Here is a 25,830-nt window from a genome sequence, read left to right as displayed (position 1 = left end):
GAGAGGAGATGTGATGTCCTCCACGATCTACAAGAACCGATTACCGGCCGCATCCCCGGAACCCCCGTCCGCCAAGCCGTACCACCGCGGCTACACCGCCCCACCCGAGCTCAGATCGGCGATCGCGGCAGCCCACCGCAACCGGAGCTGGATCACGATCGGGGCCGCGCTCGCCGATCATCTGGTGATCTACCTGGCCCTGGCGGCGACCGTCTGGACGGTGACGAACGGCTGGTGGCCGCTGAGCCTGATCGTCGTCCCAGCCGGGCTGGTCGTCGTCGGGCGTAACCTGCGGGCGCTTGAGTGCCTGATCCACGAGGGGTCGCACTTCAACCTGAGCCGGACCCGTCGCCGGGCCAACGACGTGCTGACCTTCGTCTTGTGCGGGTTGCCGGCGGGCATCATCGTCGCCGACTACCGTGCCTCGCATCTGCTGCACCACGGTCGTTTCGGCGGAAATCAAGATCCTGATCGGCAGCGCTACATCGAACTGGACCTGGAGCCGATGCGCCGGGACGACTGGCGTACGTTCCTGATGGGGCTGAGCCGGCGCCTGCCGCGCTACCAGATCGGCTGGCTGCGTGCGATCGGCGCCGATCGGCTCTGTCTGGCGATGCCGCTGGGCTGGGCCCTCATCGCGGTGGGGGCGCCCTTCTGGGCTCTGGCCGGACCGCACGAGGGCATCGTCGCGGCGGTCGCCTGGCTCGGCGCCTATCTGCTGGTGCTTCCCGTGATCAGATTCCTGGCGGAGTCGTCCGAGCACGTCTACTCCGACGCCACCACCGTCTTCGACGCGACGATCTCGAACCTGGGCCGGATGCAACGCCTCCTCCTGCACGCGCACAACGACGGCTATCACACGGTGCACCACATGTGGCCCGGCGTGCCGCACCACGCCCTGCGGAAGCTTCACGAGCTGCTGCTCGTCGAGGATCCGGACGGCTACGGCGCGCGGCTGCGATTCCGTACCCGTTTCCTGCAGGAACCGCAGACCCGGCCAGGTGGACCGGCCGGGCGGCGGCGCCCGCGGTGAGGGGACGCTGTGTGTCCTCACGAGTCGTGCAGGAGACTCCCGATGGCCGGATGGCCGGCGAGCAACTCACGAAGCCGCGCGAAGTTGACCGGCGGCGCAGCGTCCTGCATCTCCAGCACTACCCAGTTCGGCTGCCGGGCGAAGCGGCGGAAGAAGGAGTCGCACTCCTGCTGCAGGCGCACAAAGCCGTCGCGCCCGCGGGCGCCGGCCGCCGCGCCAAGATCTTCGAGGCTGCCCAGTGCGCCCTCCTGCCGAATGCGCCACCGGTACGCCTGATCCACCGAGGAGCTGCTGATCACGATGCCGACGTCGGGGGCGGTGGATTTGAATAATTCCGTGATGATCTCTCGGGCGCGGCCGATTTCCGCGGCGAGGGCCGGATCGTCATTGAGCAGATCGGCGATCAGGAGTTCTTTGTACGCCATCTTCAAACTGAAGCTCTCGTCGATGACGTGGACCCCGCGGGCGCGATGCGGGTTGACGATCTCGTGCATCAACAATGTCTGCCCCACCCATTCCAGCCAGGCGGCCGCAAGGGGGCCGCCCGGCACGTTGGTGGAGAATTTCGAGCCGGCGTACCGCTTCTCCCACTGCTGGCTGTGAAATTCATCGTAGGAGGCGGGGGCCGGCGGCAGATCCACTCCCAGGTGAACGAGCCGGAGCGACTCGACCCACAGTTGACGAAGCGATTCTCGGGTGTTCGGCCGCTCTGCCAGCTCGAGCTCCTCTCGCCAGCTCAGGACCTTCGCCTCATGGCCGCTCCGCTTCAGTTCGTCGGCCAGCATCCTCGTCATGGTTGTCTTTCCTGTGCCGTCGATGCCCAGCACGGCGATATACAACCCGGCTTCGCGCATTTCCGATCCCTTTGATTGAGGTCGCCCGGAGCCTTTGTCTATCATCGTGCAAAGTAGCTCGGCAACCGTTCGGAAGAAGTTCGCAATCTGTGGTTGCGGGGCCTATTGCAGTCAGGTAGCTTGATATTCGGTCAATGTCGGTAATTGCGCCGGGATCGCTTTCGGAAGTGGCGGTCACATCATGTCCGGCGTGCATGAATCTTCGATTATCAATGTCTCTCAACGCCATTCCTGTCGGTTTGGTCCGGAGGCGTTGGTAGTGAGTGTCAGCGGCGACGAAGCGCGACCACCGGGGAGTTTGACATTGAAAAGCAATCCCATCGTCATCGGGATCAACACCGTCTACCACGAGTCGTCGGTCTGCGTGGTCCGCGGCGCCGAGGTGCTGGCCTTCGCGGAGGAGGAGCGCTTCAACCGCCGCAAGCACGCCAAGCCGGCCGACATCGACACGGTCGACGAGATCCCGGTCGAAGCCCTGCGGGACTGCATGCTGCGGGCCGGCATCACCGCCGAGGACGTCGACTACGTGGCCACGTCCTTCGACCCGGCACTGCGTCAGCCGCCCCTGGACGAGCCGGTGACCGCCGGCTCCTGGGGTCATGCGGACGGTGAGCGGTTGTTGCTGGAGCGACTCAACCGCATTCCGGACGAAGTGTCCAAGGTGCTGGGCGCGGACATCCGGGATCGCTGGGTCTGGGTGCCGCACGAAATGAGCCACGCGGCCAGCGCCTACCTCGCCTCCCCGTTCGAGGAGGCCGCGGTGCTCAGCATCGACGGTATCGGCGAGCATTCGACCGCGCTGCTCGCGTACGGCCGTGACGGCCGGATTGAACCGTTGGACACCGTCGTCTACCCGAACTCGCTCGGCTTTGTGTGGGAGAAGCTGGCGAAGTTCGTCGGGCTGGACGAGTACTCCGCGCCGAAACTCATGGCCTTGGCGGCGTTCGCCCCGCCCGACCGCTATCGGGAGACGTTCGAGAAGATCGTCCAGCGGGACGGCGGGGGGTTCACGGTCGACCTGGACACCTTCCGCTTCCGGGTGGAGGACTACGAGCCGCTGGAGGAGCTGTTCGGCCCCCGCCGGACCGGTGGACCCGGCGCTCCGTTCGAGTACCGGTACGCCGAGGTCGCCGCGAGCCTGCAGGAGATGACCGAGGAGGTGCTTCTCACCCTTGCCGGCCGCCTGAAGGAGATGACGGGCTCGGCCAACCTGTGCCTGGCCGGCGGAGTCGCGCTCAACTGTGTCGGCATGGGCCGCCTGCTCAACGACGGACCGTTCGACGGGGTCTTCGTCCAGCCGCTGGCGCATGACGGCGGCACCGCCTTGGGAGCGGCTCTGCTGGTCGCGCGCCAGAAGGGGCGGGTCAGCGGCCGCTTCGTCATGACCGACCCGTACATCGGGTCGCCGCCGCCCACTCCGGCGCAGGTCGAGGCCGCGATCGCGGCCGCGCCGGTCAAGGCCACCCGCCTGGACGACGCTCCGCGTACCGCTGCGGAGCTCGTCGCCGACGGCAAGGTCCTCGGTTGGATGCAGGGCGCCGCCGAGGTGGGTCCCCGGGCGCTCGGGAACCGCTCCATCATCGGCGATCCGCGGAATCCGTCCACCAAGGACAGGATCAACGTACGCGCCAAGCACCGCGAATACTTCCGGCCGTTCGCGCCCTCGGTCCTGGAGTCGGAGGCGGCGGACTGGTTCGAGTTCGCCAGGCCGTCGCTGTCGACCCGGTTCATGTCGTTCGCCGTCAAGGTGCGGGCCGACAAGCGAGCGCTCGTTCCCGCCATCGTGCACGTCGACGGCACGGCTCGCATGCAGACCGTGTCCGCCGAGGTGAACGCGCGATACCACGCTCTCATCCGCGAGTTCAAGGAGCTGACCGGCATCCCGCTGGTGCTCAACACCTCGTTCAACACCTATGACGAGCCGATCGTCTACACGCCCGCGGACGCCATTCGCACCTTCCTGCGAACCGGCATGGACGCGTTGATCATCGATGACTACCTCATCGAGCGTGACCCGCAGTGACCGTGGGGGTGTCAGCGGTGCGGCGCGCCGGCTCGGCCGTGAGCGGCTGGCGCGTCCACCGTCCAGCCGTCGCGCCGGGCGATCTCGATGGCGGCCGGGCGCGGGAGGGTTCCGAGCGGATGAACGGCGGGTGGCATCACGTGGCATGCTCCGGTGCCGGAAACGCCGGCGTGGTGAGGACGACGTGGTGAGGACGACGCGCACCCGTGACGAGCGCACTCCGGAGGAGATCGGCGGATGACCGACGTGATCGTGGCCGCGCTGCGTGGCGCACTGGCCACGGGATCCTTCGCCCGGCTGCGCTCCTTCTACGCGCCCGAGCCGGTTCTGGAAAGCTACGTGACGGGTCACCGGGAAACCACCGTCGGGGTGGACGCCATCGAGCGGAGCTGGGCCCGGATAGCACCGGGACCCGGCGTCGAGACCTACTTCTCGGTCGACGTCCATCCGGGCGGATATGACATCGACGTCCAGCGTACGGTGCGACCGACCGGCCGTCCGGAGCGGTACCTGCACCGAATCGGCGTGGTCGACGGCCGTGTCTCCCGGCACATCGTCTACCCGTCCCTGCCCAGAGAACCGGTGCGGCTGCTCCCCGAGCCGGTCGCGAAGTCGCTCGTCGCCGGCTCCGTCGGCGATCTGGCGCACCGGGGATTCTCCGGCGCGACGTTGATGCGGGCGCGGCTTGCCAGCGGCGAGCCTGTCGTCATCAAGCACATCCGGCCGGGTCGTGACTGGCTGGCACGGGCGAGCGGAGACGAGGGGCGGGAGGGGTGGTTGTTCGTCGAGGGTGTCTACGACCGGCTTCCCGCGCAGATCACGACCCCGGTGATCGACGCCGTCGCCTCTGACGACGGTTGGGTGATCGTCATGCGCGACGTGAGCGGGGCGCTCGACACCGTGAGACACGGCGACCCGGTCGCCTGCGGCAGCGTCCTGCTCGCCGCCGTCGCCGAGATGCATCGGGCCTTCCGCGACACCCGGCCGAGTGCCGTCCTGTGCTCACCGGCGGACCGGCTGCGGTTGTTCTCGCCCTTGCGGCCACTGATTGAGCGGCGCGGCCGTGACATGCTGCCCAAGACCCTGAACACCGCCTGGGAGTCGTTCGCTGACGGCGCCGGCGATGCGGTAGCCGACGCGGTGCTGCGCCTGGTCGCCGACCCGGCGCCCCTGTTGAGTGCGCTCGCAGCCGAGGCGCCGGCCACGCTTCTGCACGGCGACTACCGGCCGGACAACCTCGGTGTCGAAGGCGGCAGGGTCGTTGCGCTGGATTGGGGGCTCGCCTGCCATGGCCCGGCGGAGCTGGACTTCGTGTGGTTCTTGTCCAACACCGCCTGGGCCGGTGATGAGGCACGGGCGGCGTTGGAGGCGGAGTGGGAGAGAGTCAACGGCGGTCACCGGGCAGGCCTCGCGCTCGACCTGGCGGTGATCTTCCACGCTGTCATGGGCGAAGTGGCGTTTGTGATGTCCGAGGCGCGACACCAGCCCGACGGCTTTCCCAAGCCTTCCGCCGCGACCGTGCGATGGTGGCTGCGGCGGCTTGAGCAGGCGTTCGAGCGAGTCGGCGACCTTCGCGGCGAAGGCTGAGGCGCGATGACACATCACCCCGGATACGTTCCACCCGGATGACCATGAATGGTCGACATGCCGTTTCGTCGAGAGAGGGGAGTGATTTCTCCACTGATTTGCCCGTCGCCGTGCGCGCGACCATTCGAATTTGATCGGCATCGGCACGTCCGGGTCGCCGCTCTCGTTTGAGCTGGGAAGAATTCGCCGCGAACGGCGGGATGTCGCGGCGCTTACCAGATGGCGAGAGGACGTCCGCCGGCCAATCCGGCGAGTTTATGATCGCGCCCTTCGCCGGTTAATTCGGCACTGGACATCAGTAGATGATCGTGGCAATCTTGCAGGAGTCGTGGTTGAAGTACGCGACGGTCGCGATGATGCATGACGGCTGCGAGCGTTAAACGGCCCGGGAGGGCCGGAGTGAACGCGATGAAAGGTAGACCTGAATGGCGACGACGAGGCCACTTCATCCTGTCTTCGACTTACCGATATCGCACTTGAAGATGCTGAACGATCGCACTCGGACCCAGCGTTACTTCGAAGCGCTGCGGGAATCGGTCCGGCCGGACTCTGTCGTCGTCGACGTGGGTACGGGCTCCGGGGTCCTGGCGCTGGCGGCGGCCAAGGCGGGCGCGCGGCATGTCTACGCGTTCGAGATCGGGCGTATGGCGGACGCGGCCGAGGCGCTCTTCGCCGGCAACGGGATGGCCGACCGCATCACCCTGCTCCGCGGCGACGCCTTCGAGCTGGAACTGCCCGAAGCCGCCGACATCCTGGTGAGCGAGACGATCGGGCGTGAACCGCTCGAGCAGTACGCGCTCGAGCTCTCCATCGACGCGAGGGAACGCCTGCTCAAGCCCGACGGCATCCTCATTCCGCACGCCATGGCGATCCACGCGACGCCGGTGGAGATCCCGGCGGACGAGCTCGACCGGATCCACTTCACCGAAGCCACCACGGCGCGGCTCAGGCAGTGGTACGACATCGACTTCACCCCGTTGGCCACCGCGCCGGTTCCGCGGGTGATGTTCAAGCCCGGACGTACGGTGCTCGGCTGGCCGCGCCTGGCCGCACCGGTCGAAGTGGCGTTCGTCGACTTCGCGCGGGCGACGGAGCGGTTCGTCGAACAGTCCGGCACGGCCAAGGTCGACAGGCCGGGCACCGTCAACGGAATTCTGGTCTCCTTCGATCTCCGGCTGTCGCCGGGCAGCACGTTCACCACGCACCCGGACCGGGTGAGCCCCGACAACAGCTGGAAATACACCGTGATCCTGCCCGAGCCCGTATCCGTCGAGCCCGGGGCGGAACTGGACCTCACCTACCGTTATCGCGTGCCCGGTCGGCAGCCGGGTGTGGATCTGACGATTCGCTGATGAATTCGTGTGGAGCTGGAAAACTGGCATCGGGACAGCCGTGGCGATGTGGCGTCCGATACGGTCGCCGGCTCAGGGGATGACAACGGGGAGATGAAATGAAAAGAAGTGGAGTGCCCGATCGCCGCCCACCGGCTCACCCGATGAAAAGCTCTTCAATTCGTGAGTATTGCGCGCGCTTCTTCGTCGAAGGCAGGGACTCGCGCCGGACGCAGGGAGCGGCCCGATGACGAATGCGTCACTTCGCGGTCTTCCCGTCGCCGTGATCGGGATGGCCGGTCGCTTCGCCGGAGCGGGCGATGTCGCGCAGTACTGGAAGAATCTGCTGGACGGTCTCGACACGGTGAGCCGGCTGGATCAGGACAAGGCCGGGGAGGATGAGCAGCCGGAGTCCGGGCGCGTGGCCGACGGCGGGTTCGTGCGCGCGGTGGGCAAGGTCGGCGACGTCGATCAGTTCGACGCCGACCACTTCCGGGTGCCGCCGGCGGAAGCCGTCACCATGGATCCGCAGCAGCGGGTCCTCCTGGAGGTCGCGGCCGAGGCCATGGACGACGCCGGCTACTCCGGCGATCGTGACTGTGTCGTCGGCGTGTTCGTCGGGTGCGGGGAGAACCTGTACTTCCGCGATTTCCTGGCTCCCACCGAGACCGGCACGGGACGGCTCCGCGACGTACGCCTCACCATGGCGAACGAGAAGGACTTCCTCGCGCCGCGGCTCGCCTTCAAGCTGGGTCTCACCGGGCCGGCGATCACCGTGCAGACCGGTTGTGCCACGGCGCTCAGCGCGGTCGCGATGGCATGCTCGTCCCTGGCCGCCGGGGACTGCGACATCGCTCTGGCCGGTGGTGTCAGCCTCCTGCTGCCCGATGTCGACGGTTACACCTACAACGAGGGCGGCATCCTGTCGGCCGACGGGCGCTGCCGCGCCTTCGACGCGGAAGCGTCCGGGACGGTGCCCAGCTCGGGCGCCGGAATCGTCGTCCTCAAGCGGGACGACGACGCGCGGGCCGATCGAGACAACCGCCGGGTCGTGATCCGAGGCTGGGCGATCAACAACGACGGCGGATCGCGCGCGGGCTTCTCCGCACCGAACGTCGACGGTCAGGAGGCCGTGATCCGGGCCGCGCTGGCCCGGGCGGGTGTCTCCCCCGGGCAGGTGGGCTACGTCGAGACGCACGGGACCGGGACCGCCATAGGCGACTCCGTCGAGTTCGAGGCCCTGCGACGGGTCTTCGCCGGTGACGGCCGGCCGCCTGGGTCCGTCACCCTCGGGGCGGTCAAGGCGAACATCGGCCACGCCGATGCGGCGGCGGGCATAGCGGGGCTCATCAAGGCGATTCTGGCCGTCGAAAGCGGCACGCTGCCGGGAACGGCGCACTTCCGCACGCCGAATCCCGAGCTCGACATGGAATCGACGCCCTTCGTGGTGACCGCCGAGACCCGGCCCTGGCGGACGGAGGGATCACGCATCGCCGGCGTGAGCTCCTTCGGGCTGGGCGGGTCCAACGCCCACGTCATCGTGGAACGGGCGCTCACCGTGCCGACGGCCCCTGCCGTGCGATCGCGCAAGGTGCTGGCGCTGTCCGCCCGTACCGAGGACGAGCTGGATCGGATGCGCATGCGGCTCGCCGAACGAATCGAGTCGATGGACTCGATCGACTCCGCCGAACTGTCCGACATCGCCTACACGCTCGCGGTCGGGCGCGGTCGCTTCGTCCGGAGGTGGGCGGCGGTGGTCGGCAGCGGCGCCGACGCCATCGCGAAGCTACGGGCACCCGATGAGGCAGGGCCGTCCGCTCCGCGATGGTCGCTGGTGATCGCCGGGGCCCCCAACGACCTGGCGGAGATGGGGAAACGGCTGCGGGAAGCCGAGCCGATGGTGCGGTCGGGTCTCGTTGAACTCACCGGATCGGCCGAGCTGGACGGCCTGCCCTCGCACAAAGCCGGCGCGCTCGCGGCGGCCGTCGTCGGCCGGACACTGCGGCGCCTCGGGCTGACCTTCTCCCGAGTGGACGCGCCGGGCTGGGTGCGGCCGGTCGCGGAATGGCTGACCGGCGGCGCCGACGCCGCGTCGCTGGCCGCGGCCCTGGACGCATGCACCGACGCCGCGGCGTCGAAGGACGCCCGTCACGGCCCCGGCCAGGTGGTGATCGGGCCGTCGTTCGACCTGGAGGACGTGCTGGCCGCGGCGTGGCGCGCCGGAGCCGGCATCGACTGGGCCGCCTACTACGCCGAAGAACGACGCAGGCGTGTCTCGCTGCCCGCTTACCCGTTCACCCGCCGCCGGTTCTGGCTCAACCGTCCCGTCCGCGTCCTGGATGCGGGCGGTGATTCCCCGGGCGCGTCGGCGCCGGCGAACGGGATGAGCACCGCCGACTACGTCGAGCAGGTGTGGCGCGAGGTTCTCGGCGTCGAGCACATTCCGCCGGACGCGCACTTCTCGCACGACCTCGGCGGCGACTCCATCTACGCGGTGGAGATCGGTGCCCGCCTGAGCGAAGGACTCGGGCTGGAGCTGCCGGTCGACCTGCCGTTCATCGCACCCACCATCACTGCCACAGCGGCTTACGTCGAGAAGACCTCGGCCAAGGAGGAGGCGGACTCATGACCACCGTAAGCGACGACATGGTCCTGGTTCGCGGGCTGGACGTGACGGCCCGCCTCAGCGACACGGTCGCCGAGCTCAGTGACCGTGCTGCCGGCGGCTTGCTGCTCGAGACACTGATCGGCCGCTACGTTCTCGACCGCGATGCCCGCATGGCGTGGCTGCTGATCGATGGGCGCCGCACCGTGGGTCAACTGCTCGAAGGTGTCGCCGAGGCCTCGGGTCAGCCGCTCGAAGAGGTTCGGCAGCCGACATACGACCTCTGTGAGCAGCTCCTCGAACGCGGCCTGGTCGAAGTGGCCACGCCCGCCGACGTCGAAGCCCTGACCAGTCTTTAGGTGTGGCATGACTCGCCGACCCATCACGCGCGTTGGCCTGCAGTTCAGTGGCTACTCGTTCGCGGGCGTCCCGGATCAGAAGCTTTTCGAGCATGTCGTGGACGCCGCGCGCGCGGCCGAGAACGCCGGCTTCGACAGCCTGTGGACCATGGATCACCTCCACCAGATCGCATCGGTGGGCAGCCAGGACGAGCCCATCCTGGAGGCCTACACCACCATCGCCGCGTTGGCGGCCGTCACCTCGGCCGCACGTCTCGGCGTGCTCGTCACCGCCTGCGGATTCCGCAATCCGGCGCTTCTGGCCAAGATGGTTACCACTATCGACATCATCAGCGGTGGCCGGGCGATTCTCGGGATCGGTGCCGGTTGGCACGAGGAGGAGTACCGAGCGTACGGCCTGAGCTTCCCGCCTCCGCGGCAGCGATTGGCCGAGCTCGACGAGGCGGTGCGGATCTGCCGTGCGATGTTCACCGAGTATGCGCCGAAGTTCTCGGGGACCTACCACAGCATTGACGAGCCGCTGAACATACCCCGTCCGATCAATCCCGACGGTCCGCCCATTCTCATCGGCGGAGGTGGCGAGCGGGTGCTGATCCCCCTCATCGCCAGGCTCGGGGACGCCTGCAATTTCTTCGGCGGACCGGCGACCGTACGCCACAAGATCGAGGTACTCGAACGGGCATGCGCGGCCGTGGGCCGTGACAGCGGCGAGATCACGAGGACGTGGCTGGGCCATGCGATCATCACCGAATCCGAGTGGGAACTCCAGGAATCGCTGGATCGGCTCGGAACGCTGCTGAATCTGCCGCCGAACGCGGCTCGCGGCTTCGCCCTTTGCGGCACCAGGAAAGAGGTCCGGCGCCAGGTGGCGGAATACCGCAAGTCCGGGGTGGACGGATTCATCCTCGCCGTCCTCGACCCCACCGATCTCGCGCATCTGCACAGCGTCGGCACGACCTTACGGGAGGCGATGGATGACTGATCGGGCGTGCGCACCGGAGGTCGAGTTCGACCTCGACGGCACCCCGGCCGAGGTCGTGCGGGCGGTATGGGCAGACGCTCTCGGCGTGGCGACGATCGAGCCGGACGTCGGCTTCTTCGACCTCGGCGCGACGTCGGCGATGATACTCGGCGTGGTTCGCGTCCTTCGCCGGCGCTGGCCCGGCCTCAAGGTCGTGGACGTCTTCTCTCACCCGACCGTCGCGCAGCTCGCGGCACTCCTCGACGATGAGTGAGGTGAACGCCGGACGTGGTCCGTCACTCCAGCGCGACGCGGATCGTCTCCGCGAGTTCCAGCCACGCTTCACCTTCGAGCAGGTGATCACCCCCGGCTATCTCATGGAAGCTCGTCGGGCCCGTCGTCACCCGGTGCCAGCCGTCGACCTGGGCTCTGCCGAGCACCTCGTCGCCCGCGCCGTACACGACGGTGAGCGGTACCTCGAGGGGATCGCCAGGCTCGTACGCGTAGCGCGACATCAGCTCGATGTCCGCGGCGATGATGGGGAGCAGCAACTCGACGAGGTCGGGCTCCTCCCGGAATTCCGCCGGCACATACGTCATGAGGTCCTGGTCCACCGCGATGCCGGCCTCGGCGAAGTCCCGCGGTGGCCGCTGCGACGCGACGATAAGGCGGGTGACGTCGATGCCGCGGCCGGGATCGGCCAGAGCCTTCGCCAGCTCGAAGGCGAGCACCGCTCCGGAGCACTGGCCGAACAGCGCCACGCGCGACACGCCCAGGTCGGCCAGCTCGGCGACGGTCTCGGCGACGACGTGGGACATCGTGTCCGCGGGCGGCTCCGTCCGGCGGCTCTCGCGCCCCGCGAGCCGCAGGCCGTACACCGTGGCCACGTCGCCCAGCAGTGGGCCCCACGAGCGGAAGGGAGCCGCCCCGGCGCCGGCCCATGGAATGCACACGAGCGCCGGGCCGTCGCTCGCCGGCTCATTCCATGGAATGAGCGACTTTCCCGGCCTTGCCGTCACGGAATTCGATTGATTCATAGTGTGGATACTATGCCGCCGAGAGTCCGATGTACATCATGAGAACGCCAGGACAGTGTTTTCGATAATAACGGCAGACCGATCGGAGGAATTCATCATGTTCAAGCCCACCATTGAGGTCATCGTCTCTCAGCCGCGATTCCGGCAACCGCCGGACCTGACCTTCGAGGGTATCCTCAAGCGGTTCCCGGGATTAGCGGAAGCGCACGCGGTGTGCCGTACGGGGTCGACCGCGGCCGGCTGGGGGAACGTCTTCAGCGATTTCGACCTGTACGCGTTCTCGGATCAGCCGCTCGAGCTTCCCGTGGACGAGACCATGGAGAAGTGGCCGGGGTCGGACAAGAGCGGAATACGCTGGGACAACTGGATGGGCGAGTACGAGAAGTCGCGCGTCGATCTGACGATCTGGCCGACCGACGCCCTCGCCACCATAATCGCGCCCTACCTCGAGTCCGAGGTCGAATTCTGCGGCATGAGCGACGTGCTGCTGGACTTCGTCTACCGGTTCTCCATCGGCATTCCCCTGAAGAATGAAAGTTACTTCCGGGAGATGCGCGAGATGCTCCACAGGTCGTCGTTCCGCCGCGCACTCGCTCGGTCCATCAAGGTGTGGTCGGAGAACGCGCTCACCGATGTGGCGGGTCAGCTGGACGCCGGCGACGACGCGTCCGCACGCATTGCCGCAGGGCTCGCGGCGGCCAGAGCCGTGGATGCCTGCCTCGTTCTGTTCGGGGAGTTCTGCCGGCGCGACAAATGGGTGATGCGCCGCCTGGCGAACACGCCGCAATGCGGGATCGGTGTCGATGAGTATCGATCGGTGGTGCTGAACGGCACCCGCCCCGGAGAGTCCGACGGGGACTACGCGCGGCGCGTGGCGCGCTGGGCGCAGGGGCACCTGGTCCGGCTCGAAGGCGAGTTCCTGGCGACCTCCTGACCTCACGAAGCCGCAGAACCGGACCGGGCGCAGGACGAGGAGGGCCGAATTGGATACCGCAGGACATGTCACCAGGGTCGTCGCGCGGGCGCGCGGACGCCGCCGGGGAGCGTCCGGCGCCGGCCGGGCCATCCTCGCTGAGACGGCCGGCGTTTGCCCGGTCACGATCGAGGTCCGCCGGTGAGCGGGACCGTTCGGCTGACCCGCCTCCGGGCTCTGCTGCGCGGCCCGGAGGACCGTCGCCAGCGACTGTTGACGCAGGCGACGATCGTGAACACCGTCGGCATGGGGATGTTCATGTCCGTCGGCACGATCTTCCTCATCAGATTCGCCGGGCTGGATCCGGCCGAGGTGGGTGTGGGGCTCACGGTCGGCTCGCTGGCCGGCCTCGGGGCGGGCGTACTGATCGGCGACCTGGCCGACCGCCGTGGCGCACGCGAGGTCGTCATCGCCGCCCTGGTGCTGGAAGCGGTGGGGAGCGCCGGCCTGTTGCTGGTACACAACCTGTGGTCCCTGATCGCCGTGTCCGCTGTCGCCGCCGTCGGCAGCGGGGGAACGAGCAGCGCCCGCGGCGCGATGATCGGTGTGCTCGCCGAAGCGGGCAAGGGCGCACGGTTGCGTTCGTACCTGCGTGCCGTGACGAATGTGGGACTGGCGATCGGCACCCTCACCGCCGCCGTCGGACTGCACATCGACACCCGCCCGGCCTACCTCCTCCTCATCGTCACCGACGCGGTCACGTTCGTGCTGGCCGCCGCCATCCTCTCCCGGCTGCCGCATCTGCCGCCGACGCGCGTCAAGAGCACCGGCTCCACCGGGAAGGAACGCAGGTGGATCGCCGTGCGCGACCGCCATTACCTGAGCCTGACGGTCGCGGCGTCGGTGGCGAGCCTGCAGTACTGGGTCCTGATCCAAGCGCTCCCGGTGTGGATCGTGCTGAAGACGGACGCACCGCATTCCATGGCGGCGCTGGCGCTTTTCCTCGGTTCGGTCATCGTCGCGGCGCTCCAGGTCCCGGCGACGCGGTCGATCGACGGTCCGCGATCGGCCGCGCGGCTGGTCGCGCTGTCCGGCCCGCTCTTCCTGATCGCGTGGATCATGATGGCGATGTCGGCCGGCCCGTCCGCGTGGATCGCCGTCGTGCTGCTGCTTCTCGGGGTGCTCGTGCACTCGCTCGCCGAGGTGTGGCAGGCGGGTGGCTCCTTCGAGTTGTCCTTCGCCCTCGCCCGTCCCGAGGCGCAAGGGCAGTACCAGGGCGTTATGGGCATGGGGCACAGCCTGGTCGCCGCGGTGGCGCCAGCCATCGTCATCACGCTGTGCATCGACGGAGGAACGTACGGCTGGATAGTGCTGGCCGTGGTGGTCGCCGTGGCCGGCTTCGTCTGTGCGCTGATCGAAAGAAACTGGGGCCGCTCGCGGCATCCGGTGCCCGGCAGCCCGGAGATGCAGACCTGAACGTCCGACCGGGCGGTGCGGTGGTGCGATCGACCGGTCTCCCGGGCGCTGCGCATCGTCGCGCGGAACGGCGAAAGGAACATGGTGATGTCACACGTTGCAGCCAGTGAGCTCGTGCCGAGACTCACGGCGATCTGGGAGGCCGAGCTGGGTGTCGCCGTGGCTCCCGACGACGACTTCTTCGACCTCGGCGGCGACTCGCTGCTCGCGCTCGCGGTCGCTCGTCAGGCGACCGCGGCGGGGATGCCGATGCAGGCGGGAGCGGTGTTGCGCCATCCGACGGTGGCGGCGCTCGCCGAAGCGGTGCGAAAGGGAACGGCGTGACCGGAGGACGCCCGCAGACGGTGCACGGGGTGTTCGCCGACGTCGCCCGCTCGATGCCCGGGGCGGTCGCCGTCGAGGACGACCGGGATCGCATGACCTACGCGGAGCTGGATCAGCGAGCGACAGCGCTGGCGGAGGTCATCGTCGCTCGAGGATGCCGCGGTGGGTTCGTGGGCGTCCTGCTCGACCGGTCGGCGCAGACCATCGTCGCCCTTCTCGCCGTCCTGAAGGCCGGCGCGGCCTACGTGCCACTCGATCCGGCATACCCCCGGGCCCGGCTCCTGGAGATGGTCGAGCGATGCGGCGCCGCACTGGTGCTGACGACCGTCGCCGTCCATGAGGCCGTCGGCGACGTGGGTGCGAAGGCGATCTTCTTGGACGAGGTGCCGCGGCTCCCGGCGGCCGTCCCGTCCTCCGAGCCCCCGCGCGGGCCCTCGGACCCGGCATACGCCATGTTCACGTCGGGTACGACAGGCCGGCCGAAGGCCGTCGTGATCTCCCATCACAACGTGGTCAATCTGGCGACCCGCGCCGACTATGTGGATCTGAGCCCGGCCCGGACGTTGCTGCAGTTCGCCCCGATCTCCTTCGACGCTTCGACGTTCGAGATCTGGGGTGCGCTCCTCAACGGCGCCAGGTTGGTGGTCGCACCCGGGGGGTTGCTCGGCAGTGATCAGCTCGGTGCGACGCTCGTACGCCATCGGGTCGACTCGATGTGGCTGACCTCCGCGCTCTTCCACCAGATCGTGGACACGGATCTGGCGGCGCTCGGACCGGTGACGCAGTTGCTGGCCGGCGGCGATGTGCTGTCCGCCGATCACGTGCGGCGGGCGCTGGCGGCGGTGCCGGGACGCGTGGTGGTGAACGGTTACGGTCCGACGGAGACCACCACCTTCGCCTGCTGCCATCGCATGTCGGCGGTGGAGGAGGTCGGTCATCCGGTGCCGATCGGTCGTGCGATCCCCGGCGTCCGGGTGTGGATCATGGCGGAGGAGGGTGCGCCGGTGCCCGCCGGGGAGGTGGGAGAGCTGTGGATCGCGGGTGAGGGCGTGTCGCTCGGCTATCTGCAGGACCCGGACGAGAACAGGCGCAGGTTCGTCCCCGAGCCGGGGAATCCCGGATCCCGCGCCTACCGGTCCGGCGACCTGGTGCGGTCGCGCAGCGACGGGGTGCTGGAGTTCCTCGGGCGGATCGACGACCAGATCAAGGTGCGCGGGCACCGCATCGAGCCCGCCGAGGTGGAAGCCGCCCTGGTCGCGCAGCCCACCGTACGCCGGGCCGTGGTCACCGCCCACGAGATCCGGCCGGGGGACAAGCGTCTCGTGGCCTACCTGGTCCTTGCGCCCGGCGCCGAACTCCGCGTTCCGGAACTCCGGCGTGCGTTGTCCGCGACGTTGCCGTCCTATCTGATACCGGCACGGTACGTGGTGCTGGACGATCTGCCGGTCACGAGGAACGGCAAGATCGACCGGCGCGCACTGCCGGCGCCGGAATGGACGCCCGCCCGCGCCGGATGAGCGGTGGCGCGCGTGCCGGCCCGCGCACGCCCTCCCGGCCTCTCACCCGACGGAAGAAAGGCGCACCGACATGGCAGGTTCTCCCCCTCCTCACTCGGAACAGCCGCGGACGCGGGATGACGGCGCGAAGGAGCGTGTGAGCCGGTTGTCGCGCGGGATCGGGCCGGCGGCCTACCGGAACGGTGACCGGATCGAGCACATCGTCCGTCATCATGAACGGCTGGCGCCGGACGCCGTCGCGGTGCGGCAGGGGAGCCGCGCACTCTCGTATCGGGAACTGGTCGCCATGGCGGACCGAATCGCGGGCGGCCTGGCCGAGCGGGGCATCGGGCCCGGCGACATCGTGCCGGTGTGCCTGCCTCGCTCGCCGGAATTCGTGGGCGTTCTGCTGGGCGTACTGACCACCGGCGCGGCCTACCTGGCCATGGATCCCGGTTGGCCGGTCGCCCGGCGCGAGTACATCCTCGCCAGAAGCGGCGCCACGTTGTCGGTCACCTCCGAGGGGCGGGCGGACCCTGTGACCGGTGTCCGGCGGTTGACGGTCGCCGAGCTGACGGCGGGTGGCGGCGTCACGCCGCCACCCGGGCTGAGCGGTACGGACGCCGCCTGTGTCTTCTACACCTCCGGATCGACCGGACAGCCCAAGGGAGTCGTGTCGCCTCATCGCGGCACGGTGCGGGTGCTGGTGGGCAACGACGACGTTCCCCTCGACGCCGGCACCGTCTTTCTCCAGGCTGCGCCGCTGCCGTGGGATGGAGCGTCGCTCGAACTGTGGGCCCCGTTGCTCAACGGCGGCTGCAGTGTGCTGCTCGACGCGGAGGCACCGGTGCTCGACGTGGCGGCCTTGCGAGAGGCCGTGGACGGAGGCGTGAACAGCCTCTGGCTCACCAGCTCGTTGTTCAACGTGTTCGTCGACGAGGCGATCGAGCTGTTCGGCACCGTACGGGTGGTGCTCATCGGCGGCGAGCGGGTCTCGGTGACCCATGTGCGGCGACTTCTCGACCGGTTCCCGGAGCTGCCCGTGGTCAACGGATACGGACCTGTGGAAAGCACCATCTTCGCCACGACGCATGCCATCCGCCGATCGGACGTCGAACCGCCGTCCCTTGACATCCCCATCGGGCGCCCGGTGCCCGGCACCGGTGTAGTCGTCGTGGACGACGCGTTGCGGCCGCTTCCTCCCGGGCATCCGGGGGAGCTGCTCATCTCCGGTGACGGGCTCGCACACGGGTACCTGGGAGATCCCGATCAGACCTCGCGTGCTTTCGTCGAGGTCGACGGTGTCCGGCATTATCGGACGGGTGACCTGACGGTCCTCGACGATGGCGTCCTGCGCTACCGCGGGCGCATCGATCGGCAGGTGAAGGTGAACGGTGTCCGTATCGAGCCGGGCGAGGTGGAGGCGACCTTCGAGAACCACCCGGGAGTACGGGCCTGCTCGGTCGTCAAGGTGGAGAACGACGGCCGTCCCCTGCTGGTGGCGCTGTTCGAAAGCGCCGACGAGGTGCCGCCCACGGCGGAAACACTCCGGGCGTTCGCCGCGGAACGCCTTCTTCCGGCCATGGTTCCGGCGGTTCTGCACCGGGTCGATCGTCTCCCACTCGGGGTGACCGGCAAGGTGGACACGGCGCGGGTCACGGCCATGGCGGAGCGTGTCGTCGAGGAGAGAACCCCTGGGACCGACTCCGGCGTCGGCGCGGCCGTGGAAACCGCCGTACCGGACGTCCCCTTTCTCTCGGTGGCCCGATCCCTGCTGGGTGTCCCTGATCTCCGGCTCGACGACGACCTCTTCGCCGCGGGAGCCACCTCGCTCGACGTGGTCCGCCTGGCGTCACGGTCCGCCGCGTTGCTGCCGTCCCCGGTCGGCCTGACGGATGTCTACCGGACGCCGACCGTCCGGGGTCTGCTCGACACGGCCCGCGTGCGAGCAGGACGACAGCCGGCCGTCGCTGAGAACTCCTCGGCGGCCGATGCGCCGCTGTCGCACGCGCAGACCCGTTTCTGGCTGTCCGAGCAGTTCAGCCCGGGCGCCGCCGACAACATGATCGTTCTTGCGTACGTCGTCACCGGCAGATTGGAGCCGCAGATCCTGGAGACGGCGTTCCGCGACGTCATCGAGCACCACGCGATACTCCGGACGGTATACACGCAGCCGCGACCGAAGGTGGTGCGGCAGACGGTCGTGACGTCGCCGTTTCGCATCGAGACGGTCCCGGCTCCCGCCGGGGCGGAGAACGACGTCGAGGCCGCGGCGCGGCTGCTGACGGCGGACTGGTGGCGGACGCCTTTCGACCTGGAACGCGAGGCACCCCTCCGTGTCCGGGTGAGCCGGCTCGACGAGGAGCGGTACCTGCTGGGGCTGCACCTGCACCACATCGCCTTCGACGGCTGGTCGGAACGGATCCTGATGGCCGATCTCGCGACCGCCTATCGGGCCAGGACGACCGGTGCGGTCCCAGTCCTGCCGGACACACCGGCGTACGCCACGTACAGCCGGGCGGAGCCGGGCGACGCCGGGAGCGGTGTGGAGGCGGAGCTGCGTCACTGGCGGCGCGTCCTGGAGCCGCCGGTCGCCCCGGCCTTCGCGCCACCGCACTCGAATTCGCCCGAAGGACCGCGATGCGAGATCACCCGGATGCTGCCGGGGTCCCTGGTCGGCGAACTGCAGGCCATCGCATCCGGGCTGGGATCGCCGTCCGCCGCGCTCCTGTCCGCGGCGGTGGCGCAGGCGGAGGCGCGCACGTTCGGCGTCGCGGAGGTATGCGTCGGCACCCTGGCGCCGTCGCGGCCGGATCCGCGCTTCGACAACGTCGTCGGCTGCTTCGTCAATCCTCTCCCTCTGGTGTTTCGCGCGGCGGGGGACCCGGGACGGCGTCTGCCACCGGCCGAGGCGGCCGAGCAGCTCCGCGCCGCCATGAGCCACAGCGGGATCCCTTTCGACGCGCTGGTTCGCGCGCTCGGACCGGCCCGGGGCAGACATCCCTGGTTCCAGACCTGGGCAGTGGTGCAGCACGAGCCGCCCCGCGGCGAGCTGAGTCCGCACGTCCGATACCGGCCGGTCCGCGTGGCTCCTCCGTCGACCGCGATGGAGCTTCTCGTGGAGGCCGTCCCGCAGGGCGATGGCAGCTGGGAGCTGGTGGCCTCCTGCCGTACGGATGGAATCGGGGCGGCCACGTTGCGGGATCTGGTGGAGAGGCTGACCGAGGCGCTCGAGCGGTATGCCCACGACGGCGTCATCGAGGAGCCGCCCATCACCGCTTGAGGCGGACCGAGCGGAACCGGACTATACAGTGATCGTCCCGAAGGTGCGCCGCGAGCGCCGTAGAGGTCCGACCGGGAACCTCGCCGAGATGCGAACCGCCCCCCGCCTGGGCAAGTACGATCGATCCGTGACCGAAATGACCGAAACGACGCCAGGCTGGCTCGCTCCCGACGAGATCGAGTCGATGCGGGGCCGGATGCCGATCCTGTACGTGGACGCCGTGCCCGTGCGCGTGGACGACACGGGCACTGTTACCCGCGTCGGCCTGCTGCTGCGGATAGGCGCCGACGGCACCGTGAGCCGGGCGCTGGTGTCCGGGCGGGTGTACTACCACGAGCGCATCCGCGACGCGCTTCTGCGCCATCTGGAGAAGGATCTCGGACCGGTGGCGCTGCCGAGCGTGCCGGTCTCGCCGACGCCGTTCACGGTGGCGGAGTACTTTCCCACCCCGGGGGTCACGCCGTTCCACGACCCCCGCCAGCACGCGGTCTCCCTGGCGTACATCGTCCCGGTGCGCGGTGACTGCCGGCCCCGGCAGGACGCGCTGGACCTGGAGTGGTTCACGCCCGAGGAGGCGGCCGCCCCGGTCGTCCAGCAGGAGATGACCGGCGGTCAGGGCGTGCTCCTGAAGCAGGCGCTCGCCTACGTCGGCCGCCTGACCTGATCCGGGGTCACTCCTCCGCGGCGGCAGGGCCGAGCGCCCGCGCCAGCCGGTCAAGCCAGTCGCGGGCGGTCCCGGTGACGTGTGGATACTCGGCGCGAAACTCGTCCCAGTCCACCTCGTCGAGAGAACGGATCGTCTCCGGGCCGAACTCACCGGCCTCGCGCTCTCCGAGCGCGTCGCGCAGAACCCCGTGAAGAAGGTCGCGGGGAAGCGCCACGCGCTCGGCGAGCAGGACGGCGTCGTAGAGGTCCTTGCCCTGCGGGTGTCCGTCGGAGACCAGCCAGAGCACTTTCCACGCCAGCGACAGCTCCGGGGTGGCGGCGAGTATCGGCGTGGAGTCACCCCCGCCGGGGCGGGGGATCAGGGCGACTTCCGGCGGAACGGGCAGGCGCTCGTTGAAGGTGAAGTCGAGCTGGACGGTTCCCGGCGGAAGGTCGCCGGCCCGCCAGGTGAACACGAGCCGCCGTCCGGGGACACGGTCGTACGTCCAGATCTCGTCCGTCGCGATGTCGCCCGGGTCGAAGGTCACCGTGCCGTCGGCAGGACCGGCCACGGTGGCGGCGATGACGCCCTTGAACATCGCGACGGTGAGCGGGCTGTCCATGTCCACGGTGGGCGGGACGACGACCCAGTCGAGGTCGCCCGGCTCACGCGCCTGCTCGCCGACCCAGGCCTCGAGCAGCAGACTTCCGCGCAGCACGAGGTTCTCGTGCCACGGGGACTCGGCGACGACCCGGACCACATGATCGATCGCCCGGCGGCGAGCCCGCCGCCACCGGCGCCCGGCCTCCGGGTCGTCGAAGACCGGCTCGCCGGCCCGGAACGCACGGTAGAACTGCTTCAGCGCCGGGTCGAAGATCGGCGGCTGGCGGATGCCCGGCCTGTCCGTGACGGGCAGGTAGGTCGTGGGGAACAACGGTGTGCCGCGCGGCGGCACCGTGGTCCCCTCGGGGAGAGTTACTCCCTTGAACCGATCCCAGCTTGACGTCATCGCTCCTCGATCCAGCCGTGGTCGATACCCGGGTTGTCGTCGTGGACGACGTACTCTCGCTCGGCTTCGAGTACGGCGTAGCCGTGCTTTCCGAGATCGGACAGCAGCGCCTCGAAGCGGCGGCCGGCCGTGGCCAGCCCGACACCCCGGCATCGCTGCGTGACGAAACGCTCGTGTGAACCGTCGTCGCGCTGCCGGCGGGCGTTCCGCGACACGTGCGCGCCGTGGACGACGGCGAGATCGGTGAGTGGCGCCAGGTCTGCGCGGACGGCGACCTTGACGTGGTGTTCGAAGTAGAGGCCGGGCATCGCCGCGGCGGCCTCGGCGGTCTGAGGGACGTCCTCGTTCCAGGGGGCCGCCTCGATCTTGACCCGGACCACGCGGAACCCCGCGCCCCGCAGTCGCTCGGTGTGGGCGGCGGCGGTCGTCCTCTGCGCGCCGAGCGTGCCCTCGCCCCGGACGGTGAGCATCGGCTGGGAACGGACCGTCCCGCGTGCGAGCACGATGTGCGTGAACTTCATGTCGTTCTCCCGCGCCCAGGCGCCGAGCGACCCGGCGTCGTCCGCGGCCACCGTCAGGTGGATGTCGAAGACGCCCCTGAACTCCGGGCCGCTCACCGGCGGGCGCCGCTTCCCGGCAGGCTTGCCGGCACTCCGGCCCAGCCGGGCAGCGGTTCCACCCGGCGCAGCCAGTCCTGCGGCAGCCCGCCGAGCCCGGCCCGGCCGCCCAGGATGCCGCCGACGATCGCGCAGGTGGTGTCGACGTCGCCGCCCGCCGTCGCCGTCGTCCAGACAGCCCGCTCGACGTCGTCGAGGTGCCGGGCCGCGGCCCACAGCGTGAACGGCACGGTGTCGCGCGCCGTCACCTTCCGGCCGTTGCCCAGAGCGTCGGCGGCGAGCAGGGGATCGGTGATCGTGAGCAGCCGTCTGGCCGCGCCGATCCCGCTCCGCAGGCGGCCGGGCGGCGTGTGCTCCAGGACGGCGTCGAGGAAACGGCCGGGAGACAGGTCCGCTTCGCCCGCCGCCACGGCGGCGGCCACGGCCACGGCGACCGCACCCGCCACGGCCTCGGAATGGGTGTGCGTGACCCGGGCGGACAGTTCGGCCTGCCGTGCGGCGCGGACCGGATCCCCGGCGAACCAGGCGCCCAGCGGGGCGACGCGCATGGCAGCGCCGTTCCCCCACGAGCCGTTCCCGTCGAAGAGCCCGGACGCGAGTGCCCGCCAGTCGCCTCCCTGCCGGACGAGCCGCAGCATGCGGCCGGTGGCCGGGCCGTAGCCGCGGTCGAAGTCGTGGTGGGCGGCGAACGAGGCCGCCAGCGCGTCCTGGTCGACCGTGCCTCGGTCGGCCAGGAGGCGGTAGATCGAGCAGGCCATCTCCGTGTCGTCGGTCCACTGCCACGACCCGGGCGGCAGGGTTCGGGTGGCGAGCGCCTCGCGGTTGGCGGGCACGAAGAACTGGGAACCGAGCGCGTCGCCCAATGCCAGGCCGTACAGGGACGCGGTCGCGCGAATGAGGGGATCGGACGCCATCGCCGCCCAGTCTGGCACACGGATCCGGCTTGGACGGGGGTTGTCGAGAAGCCGGGCGGCCCACGCGGCTCGCGGATCCCTGACGTCGGTGATCGCGGAGGTGGCGGGTCAGGGCGACCGCGGTGAGCAGGGCGGCGAGCGCGCACACGCCCCGCCAGCCGGCCGCGCTCCAGACGCGTATCCCGATCCAGGACCCCGCGCTGCCGCCGAGGTAGGCGCAGGTCATGTAGGCGGTGTTGAGCCTGCCGCGGGCGTCGGGACGCAGGGCGTAGACCCGGGCCTGGTTGGCGACCATGCCGCACTGCATCGCGACGTCGAGCAGCAGCGTGCCGAGGGTCAGCGCGGCCAGGCCCGCCGTGCCGCCGAGCGACCCGGCGGCGAGGACCGCCGCCGAGAGGAGGACCCCGAGCATGCAGACGAGGTTCACCGGATCCGGTCCCACGCGGTCCACGAGACGGCCGGCGACGGGAGTGCACAGCATGGTCGCCGCGCCGACCAGGGCGAGCACTCCGACGGCCTGGGCGCCCAGCTCGTACGCCGGGCCGGTGAGCAGGAGCGCAAGGCAGGTCCAGACGGCCGAGAACCCGGCGAAGACGGCCGCCTGGTAGAGGCAGGAGCGGCGCAGTTCGGGCTCGGCGCGCAGCAGGCGCAGCGGTTCGGCCAGGAGCGCGGGGTAGCGCCGGCGGGTGGATGCGGCCGTGACCGGCACCGTGACGGCCAGGCCCGCCGCGAGGAGCAGCGCCATGGCCGCGGCCACCAGGTATGGAGCCCGCCAGCCCAGCCACTCGCCGAGGGTGCCGCTGAAGGTGCGGGCCAGCAGCATGCCGCCGGTCGATCCGCTCAGCAGCGTGCCGATCACCGCTCCCCGGCGGTCGGCCGCCACCAGACCGGCCGCCAGCGGCCCGACGACCTGCGCGGCCACGGTGGTGAGGCCGACCAGGGCGGCAGCGACGACGAGCGGCGGCAGGGCCGGCGCGCAGCCCGCGGCGAGCAGGCCCAGCCCGGTCAGAGCGAGCAGGGTCACCAGGAACGGCCGGTGCGGGAAGCGGTCGCCGAGCGGCACCAGCAGGACGATCCCGGCCGTGTACCCGGCCTGGGTGGCGGTCACCACCAGGGCGCCCGCGCCGGGGGACAGGTGCAGCCCGGTGGCGACCAGCGGCCCGATCGCCTGCGGGAAGTAGACGTTGCCCACCGCCACCGCGCAGGTGAGGGTCAAAATCACGAGGATGCGGCGGCTCATGCTTCGGCCACCGGCCCGTCGGCGGCATCGCGGACGCGGCGCTGTCCGGTCGTGCCGCTCACGACGACGAATACGTGGGTCATGGACCGAAGTCCACGCCACGGGCATCCCGCCGCCAATCGATGTAGCTTGGGGCTTAATGATCAGCTTTGTGCTCGGCGTCGAGGATCTCGCGGACACGAGGTTCGCTCTCTCGCCCCTGACCGAGACGGTGCTCAGTCTGCGGGTGCTGCGCGACCCGGGCCTGTCCGCAGTGCATCTCCCATGGCGCAGATCCGTTGTCGGCGAACTCGGCACGCTCGACACGGACCTGCTGATGTCCCTGGTGGCGGAGAGGTTCACCGTTCCCGACTTCCTGACCCCGAGACCCGAGACCTTCGCCCCGGAGTTCGAGGAGGAGCTGGCGGCGGTCCGCCGGACCCCACCCGACCTGGTCCGCCGCGACCTGGCGGCCACGCACGCGCCGGGTCCGCTCCCCGGGCCGCTGCGCGACGGCGCCACCACCGACGACGCGCCGGTCGTACGGCTCCGGGACGCCGTCTGCGACCTCCTGGAACGCTACTGGGAGATCGCGGTCAGGCCGTTGTGGCCGCAGATGCGGCTGGTGCTGGAGGCCGACATGACCTACCGGGCGCGGCAGCTGGCCGTGGGTGGCGCCCGCCTGCTGTTCGCGGGCATGCATCCGAACCTGCGCTGGGACGACGGCGTGCTGCACGTCGACAAGATGATCGGCAGCTTCCGCGTCGCGGCGGCCGGCCGGGGACTGCTGCTCGTGCCGTCAGTGTTCGCGCACAAGCGTCCGCATGAGCGGTCGTTCAGCGGCGTGAGGTCAGCACCTGCGAGAGGACCTCGTGCACGTAGGTGTTGGGGTGCTTGCCGGTGAAGAGGGTGGAGAGGGGCCCCTCCGCCGTAACCGGCACGTCCACGCCGGTGTGGCCGGTCGTGGTCCAGTCCATGACGAACGTGAGCTTGCTGCCGTGGACCGGGAACGGACCGTCCTCGGTCGACAGGTCGCTGCCGCTCTCGTCGCTGCCGGAGGTGTCCTCCACGGTGAGGCCGCCGCAGTCGTGGTCACCCGTGACGACGAGAAGCGTGTCGGGGTGCGCGGCCACGTACGCCCTGGCGACCTGGACGGCCTTCTCCAGCGATCGCATGGCCTGGAGCATGCGGGTGCCGTTGTTCTCGTGCGCGAACTCGTCGATGCCCTCTTCCTCGACGAAGAGGAAGAAGCCCTTCTTGTTCGTGCCGAGGATGTCGAGGGCCTTCTTGGTCATGGTGGCCAGGTCCACGGCCGGAGAGTAGACGTCGCCCTGGCCTTCGGGCCTCTGCTGGAACATCTCCTCGTTGCCGAACAGGCCCAGCAGCTTCCCCCGCTTGGCCTTCGCGAGCTCCTTGGCGGTGGAGACGTACTGGTAGCCCGCGCTCTTGGCCTGGTCGATCAGGTTGCCCTTGGTGCCCTTGCTGGCCTCGCTCGGATCCTCGGCGGGCTTGTCCGGCCACGCGCCGGGCGTGCCCGCCGGGAGCCACCAGTCCTCGCCGCCGCCGAGGATGACATCCGGCTTGCTGACCGCCAGGTACTGCCGCGCGATCTCGTCCTGGGCCGAGCGGTCGGCGGTCTGGGAGAACCACGCGGCGGGGCTGGCGTCGGTCACCTGAGCCGTGGTGACGAGGCCGGTGGACTTGCCCGCCGCCTTGGCCTGCCGGCCCAGGATCGGCAGCGGCTTGCGGTTGACGTCCACACTGATGGCGCCGTTGTAGGTCTTGGTCCCCGTGGCCCAGGCGGTGGCCGCCGCGGCGGAGTCGGTGATCGCTGTCGCGGGGTCGTGCGGACTGGTGCTCAACTGCCCGGAAACCGGAAGCCTGTCCATGGTGAGCTGTCCGTCGAGACCGGTCAGGTACAGCCGCGCGGCTTCACGGTGAGCCGCGGACATGCCGTCACCGTTGATGAAGATCACGCTGCGCGCCCGGCCGGCGCCGTGGCCGGCAGCGGCGGCGTTCGCGGACAGGACAGGAGTGAGGACCGCGCCGAGGACCGCTGTCGTGGCCACAGCCGTCGTCGGCACAAGCAGCCGCAGCAGGCGCTTGCGGGGGATATTCATCAAAACTCCCATGTGGGTATCTG

21 protein-coding genes and 1 pseudogene are annotated in these 25,830 nt (G+C 69.7%); 15 read left to right on the top strand and 7 right to left on the bottom strand.

The window, feature by feature from the left end; genetic code table 11:
* Nucleotides 1-13 precede the first annotated feature (13 nt).
* On the top strand, nt 14-1,033 hold the full coding sequence (locus ACQPZZ_RS22570; protein WP_432921521.1) for a fatty acid desaturase family protein: 1,020 nt from the start codon (nt 14-16) through the stop codon (nt 1,031-1,033).
* A 17-nt stretch (nt 1,034-1,050) separates the two neighbouring features.
* On the opposite strand, the gene ACQPZZ_RS22565 is transcribed toward ACQPZZ_RS22570, so the two are convergent.
* Nucleotides 1,051-1,887 carry a hypothetical protein gene (locus ACQPZZ_RS22565; protein WP_432921518.1) on the bottom strand — a complete coding sequence of 279 codons (837 nt, stop codon included), beginning with the start codon at nt 1,885-1,887 and terminating at the stop codon, nt 1,051-1,053.
* A 304-nt stretch (nt 1,888-2,191) separates the two neighbouring features.
* Here ACQPZZ_RS22565 and ACQPZZ_RS22560 point away from each other — a divergent pair, with 304 nt between their 5' ends.
* From ACQPZZ_RS22560 to ACQPZZ_RS22530, 7 genes are all read left to right on the top strand, one after another.
* A complete protein-coding gene (locus tag ACQPZZ_RS22560; protein WP_432921515.1) occupies nt 2,192-3,910 on the top strand; it encodes a carbamoyltransferase family protein in 1,719 nt (572 codons plus the stop codon).
* Between the two features lie 237 nt (nt 3,911-4,147).
* A complete protein-coding gene (locus tag ACQPZZ_RS22555; RefSeq protein WP_432921512.1) occupies nt 4,148-5,497 on the top strand; it encodes a phosphotransferase in 1,350 nt (449 codons plus the stop codon).
* Nucleotides 5,498-5,979: 482 nt separating this feature from the next.
* Nucleotides 5,980-6,849 (top strand): class I SAM-dependent methyltransferase, encoded by an 870-nt coding sequence (locus ACQPZZ_RS22550; protein WP_363645000.1) that lies wholly within the window; start codon nt 5,980-5,982, stop codon nt 6,847-6,849.
* Nucleotides 6,850-7,075: 226 nt separating this feature from the next.
* Entirely contained in the window at nt 7,076-9,457 is a 2,382-nt protein-coding gene (locus ACQPZZ_RS22545; RefSeq protein WP_432921509.1) for a beta-ketoacyl synthase N-terminal-like domain-containing protein, read from the top strand.
* Complete coding sequence (locus ACQPZZ_RS22540) at nt 9,454-9,792, top strand: PqqD family protein (RefSeq protein WP_432921506.1); 339 nt, start codon at nt 9,454-9,456, stop codon at nt 9,790-9,792. Before ACQPZZ_RS22545 ends, ACQPZZ_RS22540 begins: the two co-directional genes overlap by 4 nt.
* Nucleotides 9,793-9,799: 7 nt before the next feature.
* Nucleotides 9,800-10,774 carry a TIGR03560 family F420-dependent LLM class oxidoreductase gene (locus ACQPZZ_RS22535; RefSeq protein WP_432921503.1) on the top strand — a complete coding sequence of 325 codons (975 nt, stop codon included), beginning with the start codon at nt 9,800-9,802 and terminating at the stop codon, nt 10,772-10,774.
* A complete protein-coding gene (locus ACQPZZ_RS22530; protein ID WP_432921500.1) occupies nt 10,767-11,027 on the top strand; it encodes an acyl carrier protein in 261 nt (86 codons plus the stop codon). The genes ACQPZZ_RS22535 and ACQPZZ_RS22530 overlap by 8 nt, the downstream gene beginning before the upstream one ends.
* A gap of 22 nt (nt 11,028-11,049) precedes the next feature.
* On the opposite strand, the gene ACQPZZ_RS22525 is transcribed toward ACQPZZ_RS22530, so the two are convergent.
* Nucleotides 11,050-11,706, bottom strand: a complete 657-nt coding sequence (locus ACQPZZ_RS22525) for a thioesterase II family protein (RefSeq protein ID WP_432921497.1) — start codon at nt 11,704-11,706, stop codon at nt 11,050-11,052.
* A gap of 181 nt (nt 11,707-11,887) precedes the next feature.
* Here ACQPZZ_RS22525 and ACQPZZ_RS22520 point away from each other — a divergent pair, with 181 nt between their 5' ends.
* The 6 genes from ACQPZZ_RS22520 (at nt 11,888) to ACQPZZ_RS22495 (ending at nt 19,946) form a co-directional block, all read left to right on the top strand.
* On the top strand, nt 11,888-12,724 hold the full coding sequence (locus ACQPZZ_RS22520) for a hypothetical protein (RefSeq protein WP_363644988.1): 837 nt from the start codon (nt 11,888-11,890) through the stop codon (nt 12,722-12,724).
* Between the two features lie 180 nt (nt 12,725-12,904).
* Nucleotides 12,905-14,179 carry an MFS transporter gene (locus ACQPZZ_RS22515; RefSeq protein ID WP_432921493.1) on the top strand — a complete coding sequence of 425 codons (1,275 nt, stop codon included), beginning with the start codon at nt 12,905-12,907 and terminating at the stop codon, nt 14,177-14,179.
* 87 nt (nt 14,180-14,266) lie between these two features.
* Nucleotides 14,267-14,503: a phosphopantetheine-binding protein gene (locus ACQPZZ_RS22510; protein WP_363644985.1), complete on the top strand. Its 237-nt coding sequence runs from the start codon at nt 14,267-14,269 to the stop codon at nt 14,501-14,503.
* The gene (locus ACQPZZ_RS22505; protein WP_432921488.1) at nt 14,500-16,020 is read left to right on the top strand and encodes an amino acid adenylation domain-containing protein; all 1,521 of its coding nucleotides are present in this window, start codon (nt 14,500-14,502) and stop codon (nt 16,018-16,020) included. The genes ACQPZZ_RS22510 and ACQPZZ_RS22505 overlap by 4 nt, the downstream gene beginning before the upstream one ends.
* A 136-nt stretch (nt 16,021-16,156) precedes the next feature.
* Complete coding sequence (locus ACQPZZ_RS22500; protein WP_432921485.1) at nt 16,157-19,282, top strand: amino acid adenylation domain-containing protein; 3,126 nt, start codon at nt 16,157-16,159, stop codon at nt 19,280-19,282.
* A 127-nt stretch (nt 19,283-19,409) separates the two neighbouring features.
* Nucleotides 19,410-19,946, top strand: a complete 537-nt coding sequence (locus ACQPZZ_RS22495; RefSeq protein WP_432921482.1) for an NUDIX hydrolase family protein — start codon at nt 19,410-19,412, stop codon at nt 19,944-19,946.
* Between the two features lie 7 nt (nt 19,947-19,953).
* Here the strand turns inward: ACQPZZ_RS22495 and ACQPZZ_RS22490 are convergent, their stop codons facing one another.
* The 4 genes and pseudogenes from ACQPZZ_RS22490 to ACQPZZ_RS22475 form a co-directional block, all read right to left on the bottom strand.
* Complete coding sequence (locus ACQPZZ_RS22490) at nt 19,954-20,937, bottom strand: nucleotidyl transferase AbiEii/AbiGii toxin family protein (RefSeq protein WP_432921479.1); 984 nt, start codon at nt 20,935-20,937, stop codon at nt 19,954-19,956.
* On the bottom strand, nt 20,934-21,554 hold the full coding sequence (locus ACQPZZ_RS22485) for a hypothetical protein (RefSeq protein WP_432934486.1): 621 nt from the start codon (nt 21,552-21,554) through the stop codon (nt 20,934-20,936). The genes ACQPZZ_RS22490 and ACQPZZ_RS22485 overlap by 4 nt, the downstream gene beginning before the upstream one ends.
* On the bottom strand, nt 21,551-22,468 hold the full coding sequence (locus ACQPZZ_RS22480) for an ADP-ribosylglycohydrolase family protein (protein WP_432921476.1): 918 nt from the start codon (nt 22,466-22,468) through the stop codon (nt 21,551-21,553). The genes ACQPZZ_RS22485 and ACQPZZ_RS22480 overlap by 4 nt, the downstream gene beginning before the upstream one ends.
* A 124-nt stretch (nt 22,469-22,592) precedes the next feature.
* Nucleotides 22,593-23,708, bottom strand: a pseudogene (locus ACQPZZ_RS22475) (MFS transporter); the annotation flags it as partial.
* 139 nt (nt 23,709-23,847) lie between these two features.
* Here ACQPZZ_RS22475 and ACQPZZ_RS22470 point away from each other — a divergent pair.
* Nucleotides 23,848-24,591: a hypothetical protein gene (locus ACQPZZ_RS22470; protein ID WP_432921473.1), complete on the top strand. Its 744-nt coding sequence runs from the start codon at nt 23,848-23,850 to the stop codon at nt 24,589-24,591.
* On the opposite strand, the gene ACQPZZ_RS22465 is transcribed toward ACQPZZ_RS22470, so the two are convergent.
* Nucleotides 24,524-25,807, bottom strand: coding sequence for an alkaline phosphatase (locus ACQPZZ_RS22465; RefSeq protein WP_432921470.1), 1,284 nt, complete (start codon nt 25,805-25,807; stop codon nt 24,524-24,526). The two genes, ACQPZZ_RS22470 and ACQPZZ_RS22465, sit on opposite strands and share 68 nt — an antisense overlap.
* Between the last annotated feature and the right edge of the window lie 23 nt (nt 25,808-25,830).

The organism is Microbispora sp. CA-135349 (assembly GCF_050947365.1).
Lineage (GTDB): Bacteria > Actinomycetota > Actinomycetes > Streptosporangiales > Streptosporangiaceae > Microbispora.
The sequence above is the reverse complement of the archived record's forward strand: the minus strand, read 5'-3'. Positions and strand labels throughout refer to the sequence as shown.